The organism is Alteromonas sp. ABV2_168 (genome assembly GCF_056161165.1).
This window is the reverse complement of record NZ_JBSWYQ010000005.1, coordinates 1-18,535: the sequence shown is the minus strand read 5'-3', so window position 1 is coordinate 18,535 and position 18,535 is coordinate 1. Positions and strand designations below refer to the sequence as shown.

At 47.9% G+C, this 18,535-nt stretch carries 14 protein-coding genes, 1 tRNA gene and 1 pseudogene; 9 read left to right on the top strand and 7 right to left on the bottom strand.

Translation table 11 applies throughout. From position 1 onward, the window contains the following. The first annotated feature begins 139 nt into the window (after nt 1-139). Nucleotides 140-1,339 carry a helix-turn-helix domain-containing protein gene (locus ACXAH4_RS09205; protein ID WP_474881606.1) on the top strand — a complete coding sequence of 400 codons (1,200 nt, stop codon included), beginning with the start codon at nt 140-142 and terminating at the stop codon, nt 1,337-1,339. Between the two features lie 25 nt (nt 1,340-1,364). Here the strand turns inward: ACXAH4_RS09205 and ACXAH4_RS09200 are convergent, their stop codons facing one another. The 3 genes from ACXAH4_RS09200 to ACXAH4_RS09190 all read right to left on the bottom strand — a co-directional run bounded on the left by ACXAH4_RS09200 (nt 1,365) and on the right by ACXAH4_RS09190 (nt 3,244). Beyond that, nucleotides 1,365-2,447 carry an SGNH/GDSL hydrolase family protein gene (locus ACXAH4_RS09200; protein WP_474881605.1) on the bottom strand — a complete coding sequence of 361 codons (1,083 nt, stop codon included), beginning with the start codon at nt 2,445-2,447 and terminating at the stop codon, nt 1,365-1,367. Nucleotides 2,448-2,550: 103 nt separating this feature from the next. Continuing rightward, on the bottom strand, nt 2,551-2,778 hold the full coding sequence (locus tag ACXAH4_RS09195) for an efflux RND transporter permease subunit (protein WP_474881603.1): 228 nt from the start codon (nt 2,776-2,778) through the stop codon (nt 2,551-2,553). A 389-nt stretch (nt 2,779-3,167) separates the two neighbouring features. Continuing rightward, nucleotides 3,168-3,244 (bottom strand) — tRNA-Val (locus ACXAH4_RS09190). 205 nt (nt 3,245-3,449) lie between these two features. Here ACXAH4_RS09190 and ACXAH4_RS09185 point away from each other — a divergent pair. The 6 genes from ACXAH4_RS09185 (at nt 3,450) to ACXAH4_RS09160 (ending at nt 9,084) form a co-directional block, all read left to right on the top strand. Then, nucleotides 3,450-3,938, top strand: coding sequence for a MarR family winged helix-turn-helix transcriptional regulator (locus tag ACXAH4_RS09185; protein ID WP_349587238.1), 489 nt, complete (start codon nt 3,450-3,452; stop codon nt 3,936-3,938). A gap of 130 nt (nt 3,939-4,068) precedes the next feature. Then, nucleotides 4,069-4,779 carry an alanine racemase gene (locus ACXAH4_RS09180; protein WP_474881602.1) on the top strand — a complete coding sequence of 237 codons (711 nt, stop codon included), beginning with the start codon at nt 4,069-4,071 and terminating at the stop codon, nt 4,777-4,779. Beyond that, nucleotides 4,763-5,062, top strand: coding sequence for a hypothetical protein (locus tag ACXAH4_RS09175; RefSeq protein WP_474881600.1), 300 nt, complete (start codon nt 4,763-4,765; stop codon nt 5,060-5,062). The genes ACXAH4_RS09180 and ACXAH4_RS09175 overlap by 17 nt, the downstream gene beginning before the upstream one ends. A gap of 379 nt (nt 5,063-5,441) precedes the next feature. Further along, entirely contained in the window at nt 5,442-7,574 is a 2,133-nt protein-coding gene (locus ACXAH4_RS09170) for a TonB-dependent siderophore receptor (protein WP_474851646.1), read from the top strand. An 84-nt stretch (nt 7,575-7,658) separates the two neighbouring features. Further along, a complete protein-coding gene (locus ACXAH4_RS09165; RefSeq protein WP_119501657.1) occupies nt 7,659-8,150 on the top strand; it encodes an Lrp/AsnC family transcriptional regulator in 492 nt (163 codons plus the stop codon). Between the two features lies 1 nt (nt 8,151). Further along, nucleotides 8,152-9,084, top strand: a complete 933-nt coding sequence (locus tag ACXAH4_RS09160) for a 2-hydroxyacid dehydrogenase (RefSeq protein ID WP_474851252.1) — start codon at nt 8,152-8,154, stop codon at nt 9,082-9,084. Between the two features lie 56 nt (nt 9,085-9,140). Here the strand turns inward: ACXAH4_RS09160 and ACXAH4_RS09155 are convergent, their stop codons facing one another. Further along, nucleotides 9,141-11,798 (bottom strand): ATP-binding protein, encoded by a 2,658-nt coding sequence (locus ACXAH4_RS09155; protein ID WP_474851251.1) that lies wholly within the window; start codon nt 11,796-11,798, stop codon nt 9,141-9,143. A 262-nt stretch (nt 11,799-12,060) separates the two neighbouring features. On the opposite strand from ACXAH4_RS09155, the gene ACXAH4_RS09150 reads away from it, so the two are divergent. After that, on the top strand, nt 12,061-12,333 hold the full coding sequence (locus ACXAH4_RS09150; protein WP_474851250.1) for a hypothetical protein: 273 nt from the start codon (nt 12,061-12,063) through the stop codon (nt 12,331-12,333). A gap of 45 nt (nt 12,334-12,378) precedes the next feature. Here the strand turns inward: ACXAH4_RS09150 and ACXAH4_RS09145 are convergent, their stop codons facing one another. Then, a complete protein-coding gene (locus ACXAH4_RS09145; protein WP_474851249.1) occupies nt 12,379-12,744 on the bottom strand; it encodes a cupin domain-containing protein in 366 nt (121 codons plus the stop codon). Nucleotides 12,745-13,018: 274 nt separating this feature from the next. Here ACXAH4_RS09145 and ACXAH4_RS09140 point away from each other — a divergent pair, with 274 nt between their 5' ends. Then, the gene (locus ACXAH4_RS09140) at nt 13,019-15,049 is read left to right on the top strand and encodes a BCCT family transporter (RefSeq protein ID WP_474881598.1); all 2,031 of its coding nucleotides are present in this window, start codon (nt 13,019-13,021) and stop codon (nt 15,047-15,049) included. A 76-nt stretch (nt 15,050-15,125) separates the two neighbouring features. Here ACXAH4_RS09140 and ACXAH4_RS09135 read toward each other — a convergent pair whose 3' ends face one another. After that, a complete protein-coding gene (locus ACXAH4_RS09135; RefSeq protein WP_474881596.1) occupies nt 15,126-18,251 on the bottom strand; it encodes an efflux RND transporter permease subunit in 3,126 nt (1,041 codons plus the stop codon). A 9-nt stretch (nt 18,252-18,260) separates the two neighbouring features. After that, nucleotides 18,261-18,535 (bottom strand): annotated as a pseudogene (locus tag ACXAH4_RS09130) (efflux RND transporter periplasmic adaptor subunit); the annotation flags it as partial.

Here is an 18,535-nt window from a genome sequence, read left to right as displayed (position 1 = left end):
GCAAAAAACAGAAGAAATTGTGGCAGAAAATATAACTATGTTCAGCATGTAAATATTCTTACATGTCGCCCCCTTGCGCGCATTGACGAATGGTTGTGAGTTTGATTATATAAACCTATCCCTATTTGCAGACTGGCACGTGGTTACAACGGAAAGTATGTTTGGCTACCATAAAAAGGTTATTTATTCGTTAACGGCATACGCTATTTTCGCCGTAATACTGGTAGCCATTGCATATCATCAGTCTTTCCCCGAAGAGCCTCTGCTCCCCCGCGCCGCTGAAGAAAACAAACTGAAGTGGAAAAGCCTGACTTACGATGATTCGCAGGAAGGTGGCGCATCCACTATTTCGGTTATCGATGACGGGTTCAGTTACACACTCAGCATGTTACTGAACGAACAGAAAGACTATCCCTTTGCCATGGGCGAAATGCTGTTTCTGAACAGTCAGGGACAGCCTGATCTCGTGGACCTGAGTCCGTTTGATACCTTGTCGTTTATGGCAAAATGTTCACCGGAAAGTACCCTGACCTTCTCTTTATTCACTCTCGATAAAAATGCCAGCAAAATTGATGATGCCAGGTCTGATCGTATTTCCACCCGGTATTTTCACTGTAAAAGTGAGTGGCAGCGTTACGACATAGATATCACCCGGCTGGAAACACCGGAATGGTGGTACAAGTGGTATAATCAGGCGCTCAGTGAGCAGGAATACAGCCTGGCCAGAGTAAAGAAAATTTCATTTGGCAGTTCCATTCAGAGTCCACTGAATGTGCAGTCCACCATCAGTATCCGCGAAATTGTGTTTAACGGTAAAGACTGGTCTTACTTATATACTTGCGCTGCTATATTACTTGCCTCAGGTGCAATGCTGGTCGCATGGCTGTTTAAAGCCCACAGCAAATATCTGATGAAAGAAGTGAAAAATAAGCTTCAGAAGGACCGGCCGTTAATTGACTGCGAACACCTTTCACTGGAAAGCCACAGAGACAAAGATAAAACGGCCATTTTGAAATTCCTTGCCAAAGAGTACGCAAATCCCGGGCTAAATCTTGAGTTTATTGTCCGGGCGTTAGGCATTAACCGGAATAAAATTAACGACATTCTGAAAAGTGAGTGCGGATACACGTTTTCAACTTATTTAAACAAGCTGCGGCTGAACGAAGCGGCCCGCCTGCTGACGGAAAACAAGGACGCCAACGTTTCTGAAATCGCATACTCGGTAGGTTATAAAAACGTGCCCTATTTCAATAAGCTTTTCAAAAACGAATACGGATGCAGCCCCGGCATGTTCCAACATGGAAGTGACCATTTCCACGCCAAAACGGCATCCGGATAACCGGGTTAACATAATCGTAAATACGCTACCAGTTCATTATTTCTTTCAAATAACCCGTCAGCTTCGTGGCATTTTCTCTGTGCTGTTCCACACGAGGATGAGCACCGTAACCGGTAAAATCAAAGACCAGCGTATGAACTCTTTGCCCGTCTCCTTGTGAATCAGGTGACGCCTTAATTGCATCAACAGCACTGGCAATGTAATCCGGCCACACGCTGGTTTTTGTTGCATCCATACTGCCGATAGCACACACAAACTCAGCATCAGGATGATGCTTCATCAACGTGCGGATGAATTCTTCATAGGATTTTTTGATCTCCTCAGGCCCGGCGTTTAAACGCTTTTCGTTTTCAATCAGCCAACGATCATTTTGGCCAAGATTGACCACCACCACATCAGGCTGCCAGTCATCAAAATGCCATGAAGAATTGTTGTTACTTTCCGCTGTAAGCTGGTCATAATATTCCGGCATCGTAAAATCAAACCAGCTGACCATAAAGCCAATACCGCTTTTCGCAATTGAATGGAATTCCGCATTGAGATGCCGGGCCGTGATAGCCGCATAGGAAAGATAGTGATTTTTTTCAGAAGGCTTATTATCCGGGTCATTATGGGCAGCTTCATTGCCCATGCCGACGGTAATCGAATCGCCATAAAACAGGATGCGTCTTGACGGCGGCACCGGTTTTGCCAGCAGCTTCCCCCCGTCTGCCAGTGTCACGCCCTGAAAATAGGTTCCGCCTTCTTCACCTTCAGTACGTTTAAACAGTGTCACTTGCGTTGTATTGTTGCGTACCCTATGACTAAGATCGTACTGATGCAGACCCTGTTTCGTATGAATGACATAGGGTGAAATGTCCTGACCATTAAAAATGACGTTGTAATAATTCCTGCCGGTTTGATCGTCTAACGCCAGTACCAATTTTTTGCCGGAGAAAGAAAAGGTAACACTGTTACCCGGCCAGCTTAAAAATGCTCCCAGCTCTGTGTAAGCCACTCTGCCAGAATAAGTAAACCCGTCATTTGCAGAAGTGACGAAACTGTCAGCGAAAGCCCGTACAGGGTTAAACAGTATGAAAAAAAGAAACAGAAGGTGTGAGTAACGCATTGTCGTAAGTCATTCCCTTAGCGTCTGAGTAATCCGAAATACTATCGTTACCCGCATCGACTTACCATACACAACCACTCACATCCCGTTTTAGTTTCTTATTTTAACCCTGCTGCCCGTTTACCACGCGAACCACGTCACCATTTTCAATGCCATCAGGCGGCAAGCCCCGCCACTGCAGGGCAACCGCAATCACCGGAATATCCACATTCGGGAAAATATCCGTCGGCGTCCGCATGGCCGACAACGGCCCTGTAATAAGAATAAGTAACGCCAGCACCACGAAGGTGTAGGGTTTACTCAGTGCAACTCTAACCAGTGCAAGCATCATATCCAGCCACTCAATGTGAATAATGACACTTTATCAGTGAGCACAATTCATGATTAGTGGGGCAAATTATAAGATTTCAAATAAAGCATAAAAGGATATCCGGGGGATATATTTATACGGATTTCAGCGATTTGGTGAAGCCAGAACCGATGCTTACTACAAAGCCTTGTTTGAACGCATAGAGCAAATTGCAACACATCTCTACCGGTATCCGAAGGCGACGGATATAAGACAAGGCTGTCGCAAGTCGGTTATTGCTAATGAAACCATCTAATACCGCATTGCCGGAAAAGATACCGTTGAAATTATGGCGGTGCTAAGGCGACAAAATATCCGGGATAATCTGGATGAACAGTAGAATTTGAATTTAAAGTTGGTGCCTGGCTATTTGGTGCGTCTACCCTGACTCGAACAGGGGACCTCTACCATGTCAAGGTAGCGCTCTAACCAACTGAGCTATAGACGCATTTGAGGACGTTCCGCGATTGCTTGGAACGGCGCGTATAATAGCGATGCAGTCTGGCTGGCGCAAGTAATTTTTTAAAGAAAAGCGCGGTCGCCGGTATTATGAGCGGTTGTTGTTCAATCTCTACGCACATCTACTCTGCCCTGCAATCTTGTGCTAGTGTTTCCCCTTGATTCTTTTCATTTTTCAGCAACGTTACACACCTATGAATTCAGATATTATTGACAGCCTGCTTGCGGACTGGGCGAAACAAAAGCCGGATATGGCGGGAACGGGAATGGCAGCCAGTGCGCGCATCATTCACCTTGGCAACCGTTTTGAACAGAACGTAAACCAGTTTCTGAAAACACATGGCATCAATTATACCGACTTCGACATTCTCGCTACATTACGTCGCAAAGGCAGCCCTTTTCAATTGTCACCCGGAGAACTGCAAAAATCCGTTATTTTAACCTCAGGCGCAATGACGGCCTGTCTGAAGCGGCTGGAAAATAAAGGGCTGGTGAAACGCACAGTGTCAGATGGCGATCGCAGAGGCGTTAAAGTCACGCTGACAACAAAAGGTAATACACTGATTGAAGAGTCTATTACCGGCCGGTTTGCGCTGGCAGATAAATCGGTCTGTGCGCTGGATGAATCAGAACTGTCCACGTTAATTACCCTGCTCAGAAAAATATCCCTCAGTTCCGGTTAAAGTACGGCGGCAGCACACTGTGCTGAATAGTTAATACAAATTGCGCACTTTTATCTTCACATAAAGACAAATAGCTCGAATCACTTTTAATTTGTGCTTATGATAGAAAAAAAGACAAAGGTTAAAGTGAATGAATATCGTAACTGAAAACGCACCATCTCCCGGCGGCCATTATGTACAGGCAGCCAGAACCGGGACAGACAGTCCGCTAACAGAACAGCGAACACTCAACACCATAGACACGCCGTCTCTGATCCTCGATATCAGAAAAGTTAACGCCAACATTAAAAGGCTGAAAGACCATCTTTCCCCCTTCAATGTTTCGTTCCGGCCACACCTGAAGACATCCAAGTGCATCGAAGTCGCGCGGATGATGATGTCAACGCCTTCAGGGCCGGCAACCGTCTCCACATTGAAAGAAGCGGAGCAATTTTCTGCCGGTGGTGTGACTGATATTTTGTACGCAGTGGGCATTGCGCCGGGTAAATATCAGCGTCTGGCTGCCCTCGCAAAAAATGGTACCGGAATAACAGTGGTACTGGACTCAGTTGCACAGGCAAGAGAATTGGCAGTGTACTGTACCGCCAGTGATTGTGAGTTTGGTGTGCTGATTGAAATAGACTGCGACGGTCACCGCTCAGGAGTAAAACCTCATGATTCAGCCACGCTGACCGCTATCGCCGGTGAATTGGCAGGAACGCCGGCAAAGCTCAAAGGGGTGATGACACATGCCGGTGCCAGTTACAGTGAGTCAACATCACAGGCGCTGATTGAATGTGCTGAACAGGAAAGAAAAGAATTGGATCTTGGTAGACGCAGGCTGGATGGCGATGTCACGTGATAAAGGCACATCAAAACAAAAAGTGGATCAGGGAGACGGCGTAGTATGCGATATCCACGGCCATATTTATGAAGACTTACTGATGGTCGATGCCAACCAGGAACACGGTATACTGTCCCTTCACAGCAGCAAAGGCACCCTGCCGGATTTACCGGTAGGCACCAGACTAAGAATCTTACCCAATCACGCCTGCGCCACAGCAGCACAACACCCTCACTATGAAGTCACAGAAGGTGAGAATTTAACAGTAATTCATAAGTGGCAACGTTTTTATGGCTGGTAATAAATGCATCGTATAATTTCCGGATACCAGTAACACCTCTTTTTCAATGAAAATGGTGCTGAATCAGTAAAAAGTTGTCATTAACCTTTTGTGTTAATGACAATTTTCAGATTGATTTTTGAAACTGGTCGTAGATAACCTTCACCTCATCGCACAAATCGTCTACGAAGCTGCAGAAGCATAAAATGCCGCGAATACTCTCGCGTTAACATTTTTGGCTGTTTGCAGAGCGCCTTTCGACGCATTTCCAGCGACTACCTTCCCGTATACTGATTGTGGAAGGTGAATCCGGGTGACAACCAGACTGCATAAGCAGCGTAAAAACATAACACCGGAATCCTTTTGCCGTTGAATATAAATACATGGAGAACAACGCGTGATGAAGAAACCCGGAATTTTTATGGTGTCTGTGCTGACAGCCTCTGTCAGCATGGCACTGACGGCAAGTGTTAATGCCCAGGAAAAAAATGCATCAGCAGATGATGTTGAAAAAATTGAGGTTGTCACCCAGCGTCAGCCTTATCGTGGCGACGTTCCGTTAAAATCATTACCCCAGAATGTGGATATCGTATCCGGCGCGCTGTTAGAAGATACCGGAATTAATGATCTGCAAAATGCACTGGACTTTACCAGTGGTATCGCCCGCCAGAACAGTTTTGGTGGCTTGTGGGACAGCTTTGCCATACGTGGATTTGCCGGCGATGAAAACTTACCTTCAGGCTATATCGTTAACGGCTTCAGTGCAGGCCGTGGTTACAGCGGTCGCCGTGACACCTCTAATATTCAGTCAATTGAAATACTAAAAGGCCCGGGGTCAGCCCTCTATGGCCGAAGTGAGCCCGGCGGTACGATTAATATCATTACCAAAAAGCCTCAGTTCGATGAAGAAGGTTATATTCAGGCGACCTTGGGATCCTACGATCTTTACCGGATTGAAGGTGATTATACGAATGCCATTAACAAAGACGCCGCTTTTCGTGTAAATGGCGCTTATGAGGACGCCGGCAGCTTCCGTGATACTGTAGAAAGCAAGAAGCTCGCCTTGACCCCCTCTGTAACCTATAACTTTGACAGCGATACCAGTGTTACTTACGAAATGGAACTGCTGGATCAGGAAGCACCGTTTGACCGAGGTATTCCGGTTCTGAACTATGAATTTGGCGCTGTACCCATAGAGAACTTTTATGGCGAACCAAACGACGGTCCCATGCAAATTGAGGCACTGGGCCATCAGTTAACAATTCAGAACCGCATTAACAGCGACTGGAATTTACTGGTTGGTCTGAATTATCGTGAGTCAACCTTCGAAGGCTATTCCACAGATATTGAGCTTTCTGCCGGACGTCAATTGTTGTACACAGACGGTGAAACGGTTTCCCGTCAGCGACGATACCGTAATTATGAAGCGGACGATCTCTCCGGTCGTTTTGAGTTCAGCGGCACCGTAGAAGCCGCAGGCCTGACCCACCACATTCTCTTTGGTGCTGATGCCTACGACTACCAGTTAGATCAAATCCAGCAACGCTGGAGAACAGCCTGGGGCGCAGGCGACACTACCTACTCTGTGGATTTGCAAAATCCTGTTTATGGACAGGAATTGCCGGAAACATCTCCTATGTGGGACAACCGCGAAGAACAGAGCGCATACGGGGTTTACTTTCAGGATCAGATTGACTTAACAGAAAGCTGGAAGCTTCTAGGCGGCATACGTTTTGACGATTTCGAGCAAACCTTTTACACATACCTGACTGACACAGTTGCAGAGCAATCGCAAACGGCCCTCAGCCCACGTGTAGGTCTGGTGTATGAAATGTCACCTCTTTATACTTTTTATGCCAGTTACTCTGAAGGGTTCAGACCAAACTCAGGTGCAGACATTAACGGTATGGCTTTCGAGCCGGAAGAAAGTAAATCTTATGAAACGGGCATGAAGTTCAACAACGCTGATGAAAGTATCAGTGGTACAGTTGCCATTTTCCGTGCAGAAAAAACCAATGTACTCACAGCGGACCCTGTGAACTCAGGCTATTCAGCCGCACTTGGTGCAGCGGAAAGTCAGGGTGTTGAAATCGATATTAATGCTTTTATAGGCGCTGATACTACGCTGACGCTTGCTTACGCATACGTAGATGCAGAAACGTCGAATGATATTATCAACTTTGACTGGGGTGTTGAAATTCCCGCAGGCAGTCAGTTAATTAATATCCCTAAAAATAAAGCCAACCTCACTGCCATGCACTTTTTAAATGTGGCCGGACACGACGCTAAAATAGGCGCCAGTGTTACTTATGTCAGTGACAGATTAGGTGAGACTATCGATCCGGATTATGTGCTGCCCGCCTATACCACGGTGAAGCTGTTCGGCAGCATAAACTTCTCTGAGCAGCTGTCGGTTAACGCCGATATTGATAACCTGTTCGATAAGGAATACTACGCCAGTTCCTACTCCGCACTGTGGACCCAGCCGGGACCTCCCCGTACGGCAAGGATCAGTGTGAAATACGCGTTTTAAATAGCAGATTCTGCTGGTAAGCGTTGCTTTACGTTACTTAATACAGGTAACGTAAAGCGAATTAAGTAGTAAACGGAGTATTTTATGGCGGGTACAAAGCTGGATCGTATCGACATCAACATTCTGGCCGAATTGCAGAAAAACGGCCGTATTACCAACACAGACCTGGCAGATGCTGTAGCATTGTCTCCCAGCCCCTGTCTGGCGAGGGTTAAGCGACTTGAGAAAGCCGGTTACATCACCAGTTACAATGCAAAAATCGCCCTGCACAAGTTAGGCGAAACGGCGACAGTCTTTACTGAAGTAACTCTGGCAGATCACCACATGGAAGATTTTGCCAAGTTCGAACGGAATATCCGTACTATTGACGAAGTCATTGAATGCCACCTGATCAGTGGTGGCTACGACTATTTACTTAAGTTTGTGACCCGGGGTATTTCTCACTACCAGTCACTGATGGAAGAAATTCTGGAAGCCGATTTCGGGATATCCAAATATTTTAGTTACATCGTGCTGAAATCCCCCATCGAAAAATTGCATTATCCTTTGTCTACTTTATTTAAACCGGAAAAATAACGTGCCACTGACGCTACTCTATAAAGGACCCGCCACCCGCGGGGAATGCTGGCAGGAAGCCATGGCCAATGCGTTACCGGAAGTAAACTGGCTGACCTGGCCGGATGTGCCCGATGATACTGCCGTGGACGGTATTGTCACCTGGACGCTGCCGGAGAATGCGTTGTCGCGGTTTACAAATTTGAAAGCGATTTTCTCCGTTGGTGCCGGGGTAGACCAGTTCTCTCCGGCATCACTTTCTTCTGATATAAAGCTGGTAAGAATGGTCGATCCGGCCATCGCTCAGCAAATGAAAACCTATGTTGCCTCTGCCGTATTAATGCTGCACAGGCAACATATGGACTATGCACAGGCGCAACAACGTAAAACCTGGTCTCCCCTGCCTGTGGCCCTGCCTCATGAATGTACAGTGGGTATTCTGGGCCTGGGAAATCTGGGCAATGAAGTCGCGGCCATGCTTTCCGGGCTGGGCTTTACGGTAAGAGGCTGGAGCAGAAGCGCTAAAAACTTACCCGGGATTACGACATTTCACGGTGAAGAAAGTCTTCCGGCATTTCTTTCCGGATGTCATGTGCTGGTTTGCTTACTGCCACTCACAGAGCAGACACGGGGCATTCTGAATCATGACACGTTGTCGGCACTACCGGCCGGCGCGTCATTGATCAATACCGGACGGGGTGGCCATCTGGTTGAAAAGGATTTGCTGGCCTTACTGGAAAGCGGGCATTTGAATTACGCCGTGCTGGATGTATTTGGAAAAGAGCCGCTTCCGGAATCCCACCCGTTCTGGGCGCATCCGAAAATTCATATTACCCCTCACATCGCTTCATCGACCCGCAATGACACAGCTGCTTTGCATCTTGTTGATAACATAAAACGCTGGCTTAATGATGAACCCATGGAAGGGGAAGTGGATTGCAGGCAAGGCTATTAGCCCTGCCTGCATGTAATAATTTGAAAAGAGTCCCCTCTTCAAACTAAGCGGAAAATTCAGGATTCCACGGCAGTTTTAATTACATCTTTGGTAAGGGGTTTAACCAGGTGTTTTTCAAAACCGGCGTTTTTGGAGTCTTCCAGATAGCGGTCTGATCCCCAGCCACTTTGCGAATAAAACTTAACCTGATACGCCTCCGGCTGAATCTTCAGCACCTTACATAATTCATAGCCGTCGATGCCGGGCATGCCGATATCTAGAAACACACAGTTGGGTCTGAAGGCCCTGAATGTTTCCAGCGCTTTAGTCGGGTCTGACACGCCTTTGGTTTTGTATCCCATGGACTCGGCCAGCATGCAATAGGTATCAACAAGGTCTGCATTATCGTCGACAAACATTACCCTGGTTTCTAACGTGACCTCATCTTCGTCAGAACCCACGGTGGTTTCATCATAGGCAATACGCGAAATTGGAAGACGGATAAAGAAAGTACTCCCCTTACCCGTGCCTTCACTCTCCACGCGGATATCGCCATGGTGCAGAGCCACAAGCTTGCTCACCAGAGTCAGACCGATCCCCAGCCCGCCCTTAGTATGGGTAGAATGGGCTTCAATTTGCGTGAACATATTAAACACATCTGCAAGCCGTTCCTGAGGGATCCCCATGCCATTATCGGCAATTTCCACCACAACCAGTGAGCCTTCTCCCCGCACCAGAATGCGAATATGTCCGCCATCTTCTGTATATTTGGCAGCATTATGAATGATATTGGAGAATATCTGGCTGAGCCTTGCTTTATCGCCGTAAACAGTGACATGCTCATTCGGGTATTCCACATCAATATGATGATTTTTAGCAGCAAGATGTTCGTTGACCATTTCCAGTGACTGGGAAATCACTTCATGAATAAGTAGTTTTTCGAACTCCAGTTTTACTTTCCCCTGCGTGATCCGCGACACATCCATGAGGTCGTTGACCAATTTGGACATGTAGTTTGCCTGACGACTTATAATGGCTGTCACACGCTTTCTGGTTGCTTCGTCGTCTACGGATTCCAGGATACTGGCACCGGACGTAATCGGCCCTAACGGATTGCGCAACTCATGGGCCAGCGTAGCGAGGAATTCGTTGCGGTAGCGATCCTGTTTTTCAAGCTCCTGAATACTGATATGCATTTTTTCCTGCACATCCAGTGCGTACACCAGGAACATACGATTCAGCCGGTTTGCTGTTTCAATATCGGCTTTGTCAAAAGCATGAGAATACCCGGTGATACGGCGTTCATTCACCGCAAAAGACGTTCTGGGTTTTAACCGCTCCTCTTTAGGCGCATCTTCGTCTTTTTCGTTCTCAACACCGACCCAGCGCTGAATACGCGTCGTTTCCTTCCGGAACCATGCCGTAAAGTAGCGTTTTTTCTCGAACAACGGGATAATCATAATCCCGGCGATCCCAAGCTCACGGGCTTCCGGCCACTCTTCATAGAGGTGATCATTGGTATAGGGAAAGCCGTAACTGTGACTCACCTTACTAAAAATAGATTTAACCAGTTCAACAGGCAGAACGTTCCCTAAAGAGATGGTTTCGTACTGAGAAAAATACAAAAAACCATCTGAATTTAACGCATCGAGAAACGCTTTCTCACCGCTTTTCACGACTCTGCCAATAGGGTTTGACGGGCCGATTTTATCCAGCATCAAATCAACGGCTTTATCCGTTTCTTCTTTTTTAATCCTGGCAATTTCTTCTTCCTTCGCCCGCAAATGCCAGCTGAACAACTGACTTAAGTTCTCACATTGCAGGCGCACATCCTGAGGAATATAGCAGGGTTCACGGTGATGGCAGGATATCAGTCCGTACAGTTCGCCTTCGGTTACCAGTGAGACGGAAAAAGATGCCCGCAGCCCCTGATTGCGGATGTACTGCAAATGTATCGGAGAAAAACGACGCAACAGAGAACGGGTCAAATCCAGCGGTTCACGGCCGGTTTCTTCACGCGACGGGATGAGTTCAGAGGCGGGTAATTCTGTATCCGGTGTCAGGCGAACCCAGTTAGTTTTATACAGCTCCCGCGCCTGTTTGGGAATGTCAGTAGCCGGAAAATAGAGATCCTGATAGGAAGACATATCGTCCGCTTTTGCTTCTGCGATAACCTTACCGGAAAAATCGTCATTAAACTTGTACAGAACCACCCTGTCCATATTCGTGAGATAGCGGATGGTTGATACCATTTCCGCCGCCATTTCATTCAGCGTGGACATTTCTTTAAAACGGGGAGCCACAGACATGGAATACAGTTTAATAAACTGCTCTGCACTGTACGTATCACGGAATTCAGTAGCCGGTTCCAGTTCAACCACATAGTGATCGCCACTGTTATAAACTACCGCAAGATATTCAGCTTCCGCCCCTTCACAAAGCAACTTTTCATTTAACCGTATCTTAATGGGTAGCCTGATATTGCTTTTTGAGACACGCTCAAAGGTATCCGTCAGGAATGATTTACTGTCAGTTTCCGGCGAGAGCAAAGCCAGAAAGGCTTTACCGGTAATGGAGTCAATGAACAGGTTATTTATATTCTCACTGACTATCGTTACATCTAACGTCTCTTTTCCGAACGCGATGAGAAAGCCGTAACTCTGAATAGTTTCAGGGATATGGATAGGTTCATCTTCACAACGTTGAAATGAAAATGACGAATTTTGTGTTTGCATCGATACCCCTTTGCAAAGAGATTTTATTAGACAAAAGTCTAACATGGGGAGTCACGCTACCACACCGACACTCAAATAGATAAGAAAAAGGGAAATTAAGGCCGCCAATCAGCCTGGTGACTTGTTTGAACGCTCAACAACCAAAAAACGTATAGTTCGCTAAAACGTTGCTTCGTAAGGCATACCTCTTCGTCTGAAAGTATAGTGGCGCATAGACAAACTTGCTGCCAGAATCAAATGACGGCAATACAGAGGTTGTTCTATGGGAAGTTATACTGTTGAGAGAAATAAGCAGATGTCAGTTCTGGACGGGATCTCTTTTTTCTGCAAAAAGAAACTACTGCATATTAAAGAGTTTAACAGCAACCTGAAAACCGGTCACATCAAGGCCACGCTTTCCGATTCAGGCACCATTGAGTTTTTATCGTTAAACGCCAACCTGCTGAAGGTATCATTACACTCCAGTGCTAATGCTGAAAATTTCTTGCTGAAATTTGAAGGTAACGACTGGACGTTTGAAAAAGAGCAGGCTTAAGTCCCCGATAAAGGGACTTTAAAGTAAAGTGCAGGCTCTTACGTTTTATTGCTCGTCGTTATATACACACACATACACTTTTTTATAAGTTTCTATAGTCCGCCACGTCCCCCGGTAACCGTCTTCCATGAAAAATGTATCGCCGGCACTGTATCGCTTCGGTTCACAACCGTCTTCAGTGAGTTCGATTTCACCTTCAATCATGTAGCAAAACTCGAGCATGCCATTTTTGGCCGAACGGTTAACACCGGGTTCGCCGGACATCACACCAATTTTCACTTTTTTAGAAGCCGACAAATAAGGCGCCCACAATTGTAATAGCGGATTACCTTCCAAAAGGATGTCAGGATTCACAAAACGTTCTTCAGGACTCTCTGCAGGGGACTGCTCAACGGTATTCAGTAAAGTCATAATGATTCCTTGTAAATTGTTGGCAGAAATTCTATCCCGGCTATTCCCGCAGATTAGCCTCTTCACTTCCTGTGTGAAGGCATAAAATAGTTAAATCCGCGGTCAAATCTGCTTATTTCGCTGAAAACCCTGAAGGGATTCACACGCTTTGACGCAACAGGTGAAACCGGCAATGTTATCAGGAGGTGAACTAATCCTTACCGGGCACTGTACCCATCATCTGAAGGCTGTCTTTAAAGGCACGAAGATGCACTGTCATTGCTAAGGATAATATATGAAAGAAAAGGCGACCCGCTCCACCATACTCATTCCGGTATTCTTGCCGGCTGTTACCATCATCTTGTTGCTGGTCGCCGGCACCATCAGTAATCCGGAATTAGCCGGAGAAGCCTTTGACAACACGTTAGCGTGGATCACCAAAACCTTTGGTTGGTTTTACATGCTGTCAGTCGCACTGTTTCTTATGTTCATTGTGGCGGTGGCTGCCTCGGGTTGGGGAAACATTAAACTCGGGCCGGATCATGCCGAACCGCAATACAGTTTTCCTGAATGGTTTGCCATGCTGTTTTCAGCCGGCTATGGCGTTGCCCTTCTCTACTTCGGCGTTGCTGAGCCGGTGTTGCATTATGCCTCGCCACCGGCCGGCGCTCCGGAAACCATTGATGCCGCTAAACAGGCTATGCAAATTGCTTTCTTTCACTGGGGATTTCATATCTGGGCCATTTACGGCCTTGTAGGCCTGGTGCTGGCTTATTTCGCATTTCGCCACGGACTCCCCTTGTCTATCCGCTCAGCCCTGTACCCGCTTATCGGGGATAAGATTTATGGTCCCCTGGGACATGCCGTGGACATTTTCGCTATTCTGGGCACGCTATTCGGCATTGCCACCACCCTTGGCCTTTCAGTAACGCAAATTAATGCCGGGCTGAACTATCTGTCATCCGACATTCCCATCAATACCACCGTACAGGTCATTACCATTGCAGTAATTACACTGGCAGCAACAGTATCGGTTGTTGCCGGAATGGACAAAGGTGTGAAGCGCTTATCAATACTGAACATGGTGCTGGCGGTCTCTCTCATGAGTTTTGTTTTTGTGCTTGGCGAGACGGTTCATATCCTCGAGTCTTATTTACAAAATACCGGCAGTTACCTGAACGGCATTGTGGCCCGGACATTTAATATTCAGGCTTACAGCCGAAGTGACTGGATTGGCAACTGGACCTTGTTTATTTTCGGCTGGACGATTGCCTGGGCACCTTTTGTGGGCATGTTTATCGCCAAGATCAGCCGTGGCCGCACTATCCGTCAGTTTGTTGTCGGTGTAATGCTTGTACCTACCCTGTTTACCTTTTTATGGTTTTCGGTATTCGGTGATACAGCACTCAACGCCATTATGAACGAGGGGGTCACCAGTCTGATTTCGGAAGTGCAGGCAAACCACGCCATCGCATTGTTCAAGCTGTACGATCAATTACCGTTATCGTCATTACTATCGGCGCTCACTGTGGTGCTTATTATTACCTTTTTTGTCACCTCATCAGATTCAGGTTCGTTGGTTATTGATTCGCTGGCATCCGGCGGTAACCCTCACAGCCCGGTGTGGCAACGTGTATTCTGGGCCTTCCTGGAAGGGACTGTGGCAGCAGTACTGTTGTTAGCCGGCGGCCTGAGTGCACTGCAAACCATGACCATTGCCAGTGCACTGCCTTTTGCTGTGATTATGTTGCTGGCAGCCACCGGGCTGTGGCGGGCACTGGTTATCGAGGGCTACAGAAATAACAGTCTTCAGGCCCATACGCTGAACAAAAATAATCATAGCGGTTCCCAGTGGCAACGCCGCCTGGCGTCTATGGTGGATTATCCTGATAAACAAACCGTGCATAATTTTATTAAGGATACCGTCGTACTTGCCATGAATGATGTCCGTGATGAGCTTAAATCGAAGGAATGGCATGCCGGTGTAACCTTTGATGAGGAATTAAACCGTGCATGGTTAACCGTTGAACGTCACGACCACATGGATTTTGTGTACGATATCCGTATGACAGAACATCTTGTACCGGGCTTCAGCTACGCTGAACTTAAACCCGAAGAGGATGAGTCGGAAAAATATTACCGTGCGGAGGTATTTTTGCGCCGTGGCGGCTTGTCTTACGATATTTACGGGTACGCAAAAGACAACATCGTTAAAGATATCCTCGACCAGTTTGAAAACTATCTGCACTTTCTGGACAACAGCCCGGGTGAATTGCCCTGGAACATGGATGATCATGACGATATGTTGAAAAAGCCTGAGCAATAAAAAAGACGAGAATTTGCTGCTTTGAAAAACACCGGTCTGCGCTTTGCACACCGGTGTTTTTATTTACCTGTTATCGTCAGGATTCAGCTTTATTTTCACGGATAAACCAGGAATAGAAAACGGGCAGAACCACCAGCGTTAAAAGTGTGCTGGTGATCAGGCCGCCAACGATTACCGACGCTAACGGTTTCTGAATTTCAGCGCCAATACCGTTTGACAGCAGCATGGGCACCAGACCCAGCGCCGATGTTGCTGCCGTCATCAGAACCGGTCGCATTCTGGAAGCTGCACCGGCCAGTACACTTTGGTTGAGATCTGTACCGCTCTGCCTGCGCTGATTGATACTCTCCACCATGACCACACCATTCAGCACTGCAACCCCGAACAAGGTGATAAAGCCAACTGAACTGGGCACAGACAAATAGTGCCCGCTGACAAACAATGACAACACGCCCCCCACAGCCGCCAGCGGCACGTTCAGCATAATAAGCAACACCTGATCCACACGCTTAAACGCAAAGAACAGTAACAGCGCAATGAGCACCAGTGATAACGGCACCACCACCGACAAACGCTGCATGGCCCGTTGCTGGTTTTCAAACTGACCACCAATCTGCACTGTGTATCCGGCGGGTAACATCACGTTGCTGTCGATCTGCTGGGTGATATCAGCAACCACGCTGCCCATGTCACGGCCTTCCACGTTGGCCTGAATAACCACCCGCCGCTGAACATCATCCCGGCGGATTTGAGGCGGGCCTGATTCAATTTCGATACTTGCCACATCTTTCAGGCGTACCCTCGCCCCCTGAGCGGATAACAGACGTAATTCCTCCAGAGCAGGAATGTTGTCACGATAGGGGCCGGCAAACCGCACCATAATATCGTAGCGCTCGTTACCGTTAATGATCTGCCCGGCTTCCTGACCGCCAAGTCCCTGCTGTACCAGCCCCATCACATCAGCTACGTTAAGACCATACTGGCTTAGCGCCCGCCTGTCGGGACGGATAACCAGCTGGGCTTCGCCGGATATTTGCTCTAACGCTACATCCCGTGTTCCGGCAACCTGCGCAACAACATCGTTAATTTGTTGGCCGTATCTGGCGAGTTCTGCAAGATCCGGCCCGAACAACTTGATGGCAAGCTGCGCTTTTACGCCGGATAACAGTTCGTCCACACGAGTGGCAATGGGTTGGGAGAAGTTAAAGAGTAATCCTGGGTGAATTTCCAGCTTTTCTTCCATGTGTTTTTGCAAGCCAGTACGGGTGTCTGCTGTTGTCCAGGACGATTGGGGCGTCAAGCCGATATAGATTTCAATATTGTTTACCGGCTCAGGGTCACCACCAATTTCAGCCCTGCCTATTTTACTCACCGCATAAGTGACTTCCGGAAATTCCAGCAATAAGGCTTCCAGTTTCGGGGCAACGTCCAGTGCGGTTTGCAAACTGGCAGACGGCGCCAGCGTCACCCGCAGATTAATTGTCCCCTCTTCCAGCTCAGGCGCGAATTCGGTGCCCAGGCGTGGAATAATGAACCCAGTGATCACCAGCAAGGCCGCCATACCGGCAACGAGTAGTTTCCGTCGATGCATGGCTTTTTCAAGCAATGCTTTGTAGCGCAATTCCAGACTGTTCAGAACACGGTTTTCCCGCACATTGACGGGCCTGAATGACAACACATAAGTCGCCAGAACGGGTACGAAAATCAGCGCCACAATGACCGCGCAAATCAGTGCCAGCATAATGGCTACGGCCATGGGCTGGAACAACTTGGCTTCCACCCCTTCAAAGCTGAACAATGGGGTAAACACCACCAGAATGATGAGGGTAGCGAAGAATACAGGCCTGGCGACTTCCCTGGTGGCCATAACCACTGAATCCGCCATGGATTTTCCGGGCTCTTCACGCAGCCGTTGATACAGGTTTTCAACTACCACCACCGAACCATCTACCAGCATACCGATGGCCACGGCAATACCGCCCAGCGACATTAAGTTTGCCGAAATACCCAGTAAACTCAGTACACTGAGTGCGAAAGCAATGGAAACCGGAATCGACAGCAACACCAGGAAAGTAGCGCGGGCGCTGAGCAGGAATAAGGCCAAAACCACAACAATGAAGCAGAAAGCCAGAATTAATGCCTGAACCACCGTGCTGACCGCCTGATGGATAAGGTCAGCCTGATCGTAATAAGGCTCAAAGGTGACACCTTCCGGCAGGGCCTTTTCGATGACGGGCAACCGCGCATTAATCGCATTGATTGTGGCGTTGGTGTTGGCCCCCATTCTTTTCAGCACAACACCTGAAACCACTTCACCACGATTGATGATCCGGCCGTTGTCATCTTTGACTGACATGGTTACTGCGCCCTGGCGGATCTCGGCGCCCATTTCGACACTTGCCACATCACCTACGGTAACCAGCGCCTGCCCCTCATTTTTCAGCGGGATCTGGCGCATGGCCGCCAATGCGTCTTCGCCACTGCCCAGCCAACCGGTCCCTCTGATAACAAGCTGTTCCGGCCCCCGGTCCAGATACCAGCCGCCGGCGTTATTGTTATTTTTCTCCAGTGCGTTAATCACGTCCTGTTGAGTAAGGTTGTAAGAAAGCAGCCGGTTTGGATACACGTTTACCTGGTACTGTCTCACCTCACCGCCGAAAGACAACACGTCAGTGATCCCGTCAACCGGCATCAGCAACAGTTTCAGCAAGTAGTCGTTCAAACTGCGCAATGCTTTACTGTCATAACCGGAACCGGGTTCAGCAACCAGCAAATACTGATAAACCTGTCCTAACCCGGATGTATTCGGGCCGATAACCGGTTCCCCCACACCTTCAGGAATCATTTGTGCCGCCAGTTGCAGGCGTTCAAAAACCAGCTGTCTGGCAAAATATATATCGGTGCCTTCCTTAAACACCACCGTAATACCGGACAAACCGGTTTTAGAAATGGACCGTACCTCTTCCACATCGGGCAACGCATACATCACGGCCTCAACCGGATACGTAATGAGTTGCTCAACCTCTTCCGCAGCGAGGCCGGGCGCTTCAGTATTAATTGCCACTTGCACATTGGTGACGTCCGGAAACGCATCAAGATTTAGTTGCGGTACCATGGTGGCCGCAAAAGCGCACAGTGTAATGAGCGCAAGTAAAAACAGTGCCCGCAGACGCACCACATTTTCAATCATGTTACTAAACACGGCGCTCTCCTAGTGATTGTGCGGGTCAAAACCGCCTTTAGCGATTTCAGATGCCACAAAGAATGCGCCGGATGACACATAGGTAACACCGGGTTCAACACCGGAAATTTGCTGAAACTCACCGAATTTTTTACCTAATGTCACGGTTTGTGCCTGCAAAGTGCCGTCCTCACCGGCAACAAATAGTTGCCATTCACCGTCAGCATCACGCATCAGCGCAGACTCAGGCACAGCAAGAACCTTTTCAGAAAAAGGTGACTGAAAATAGATATCGGCAAACATGC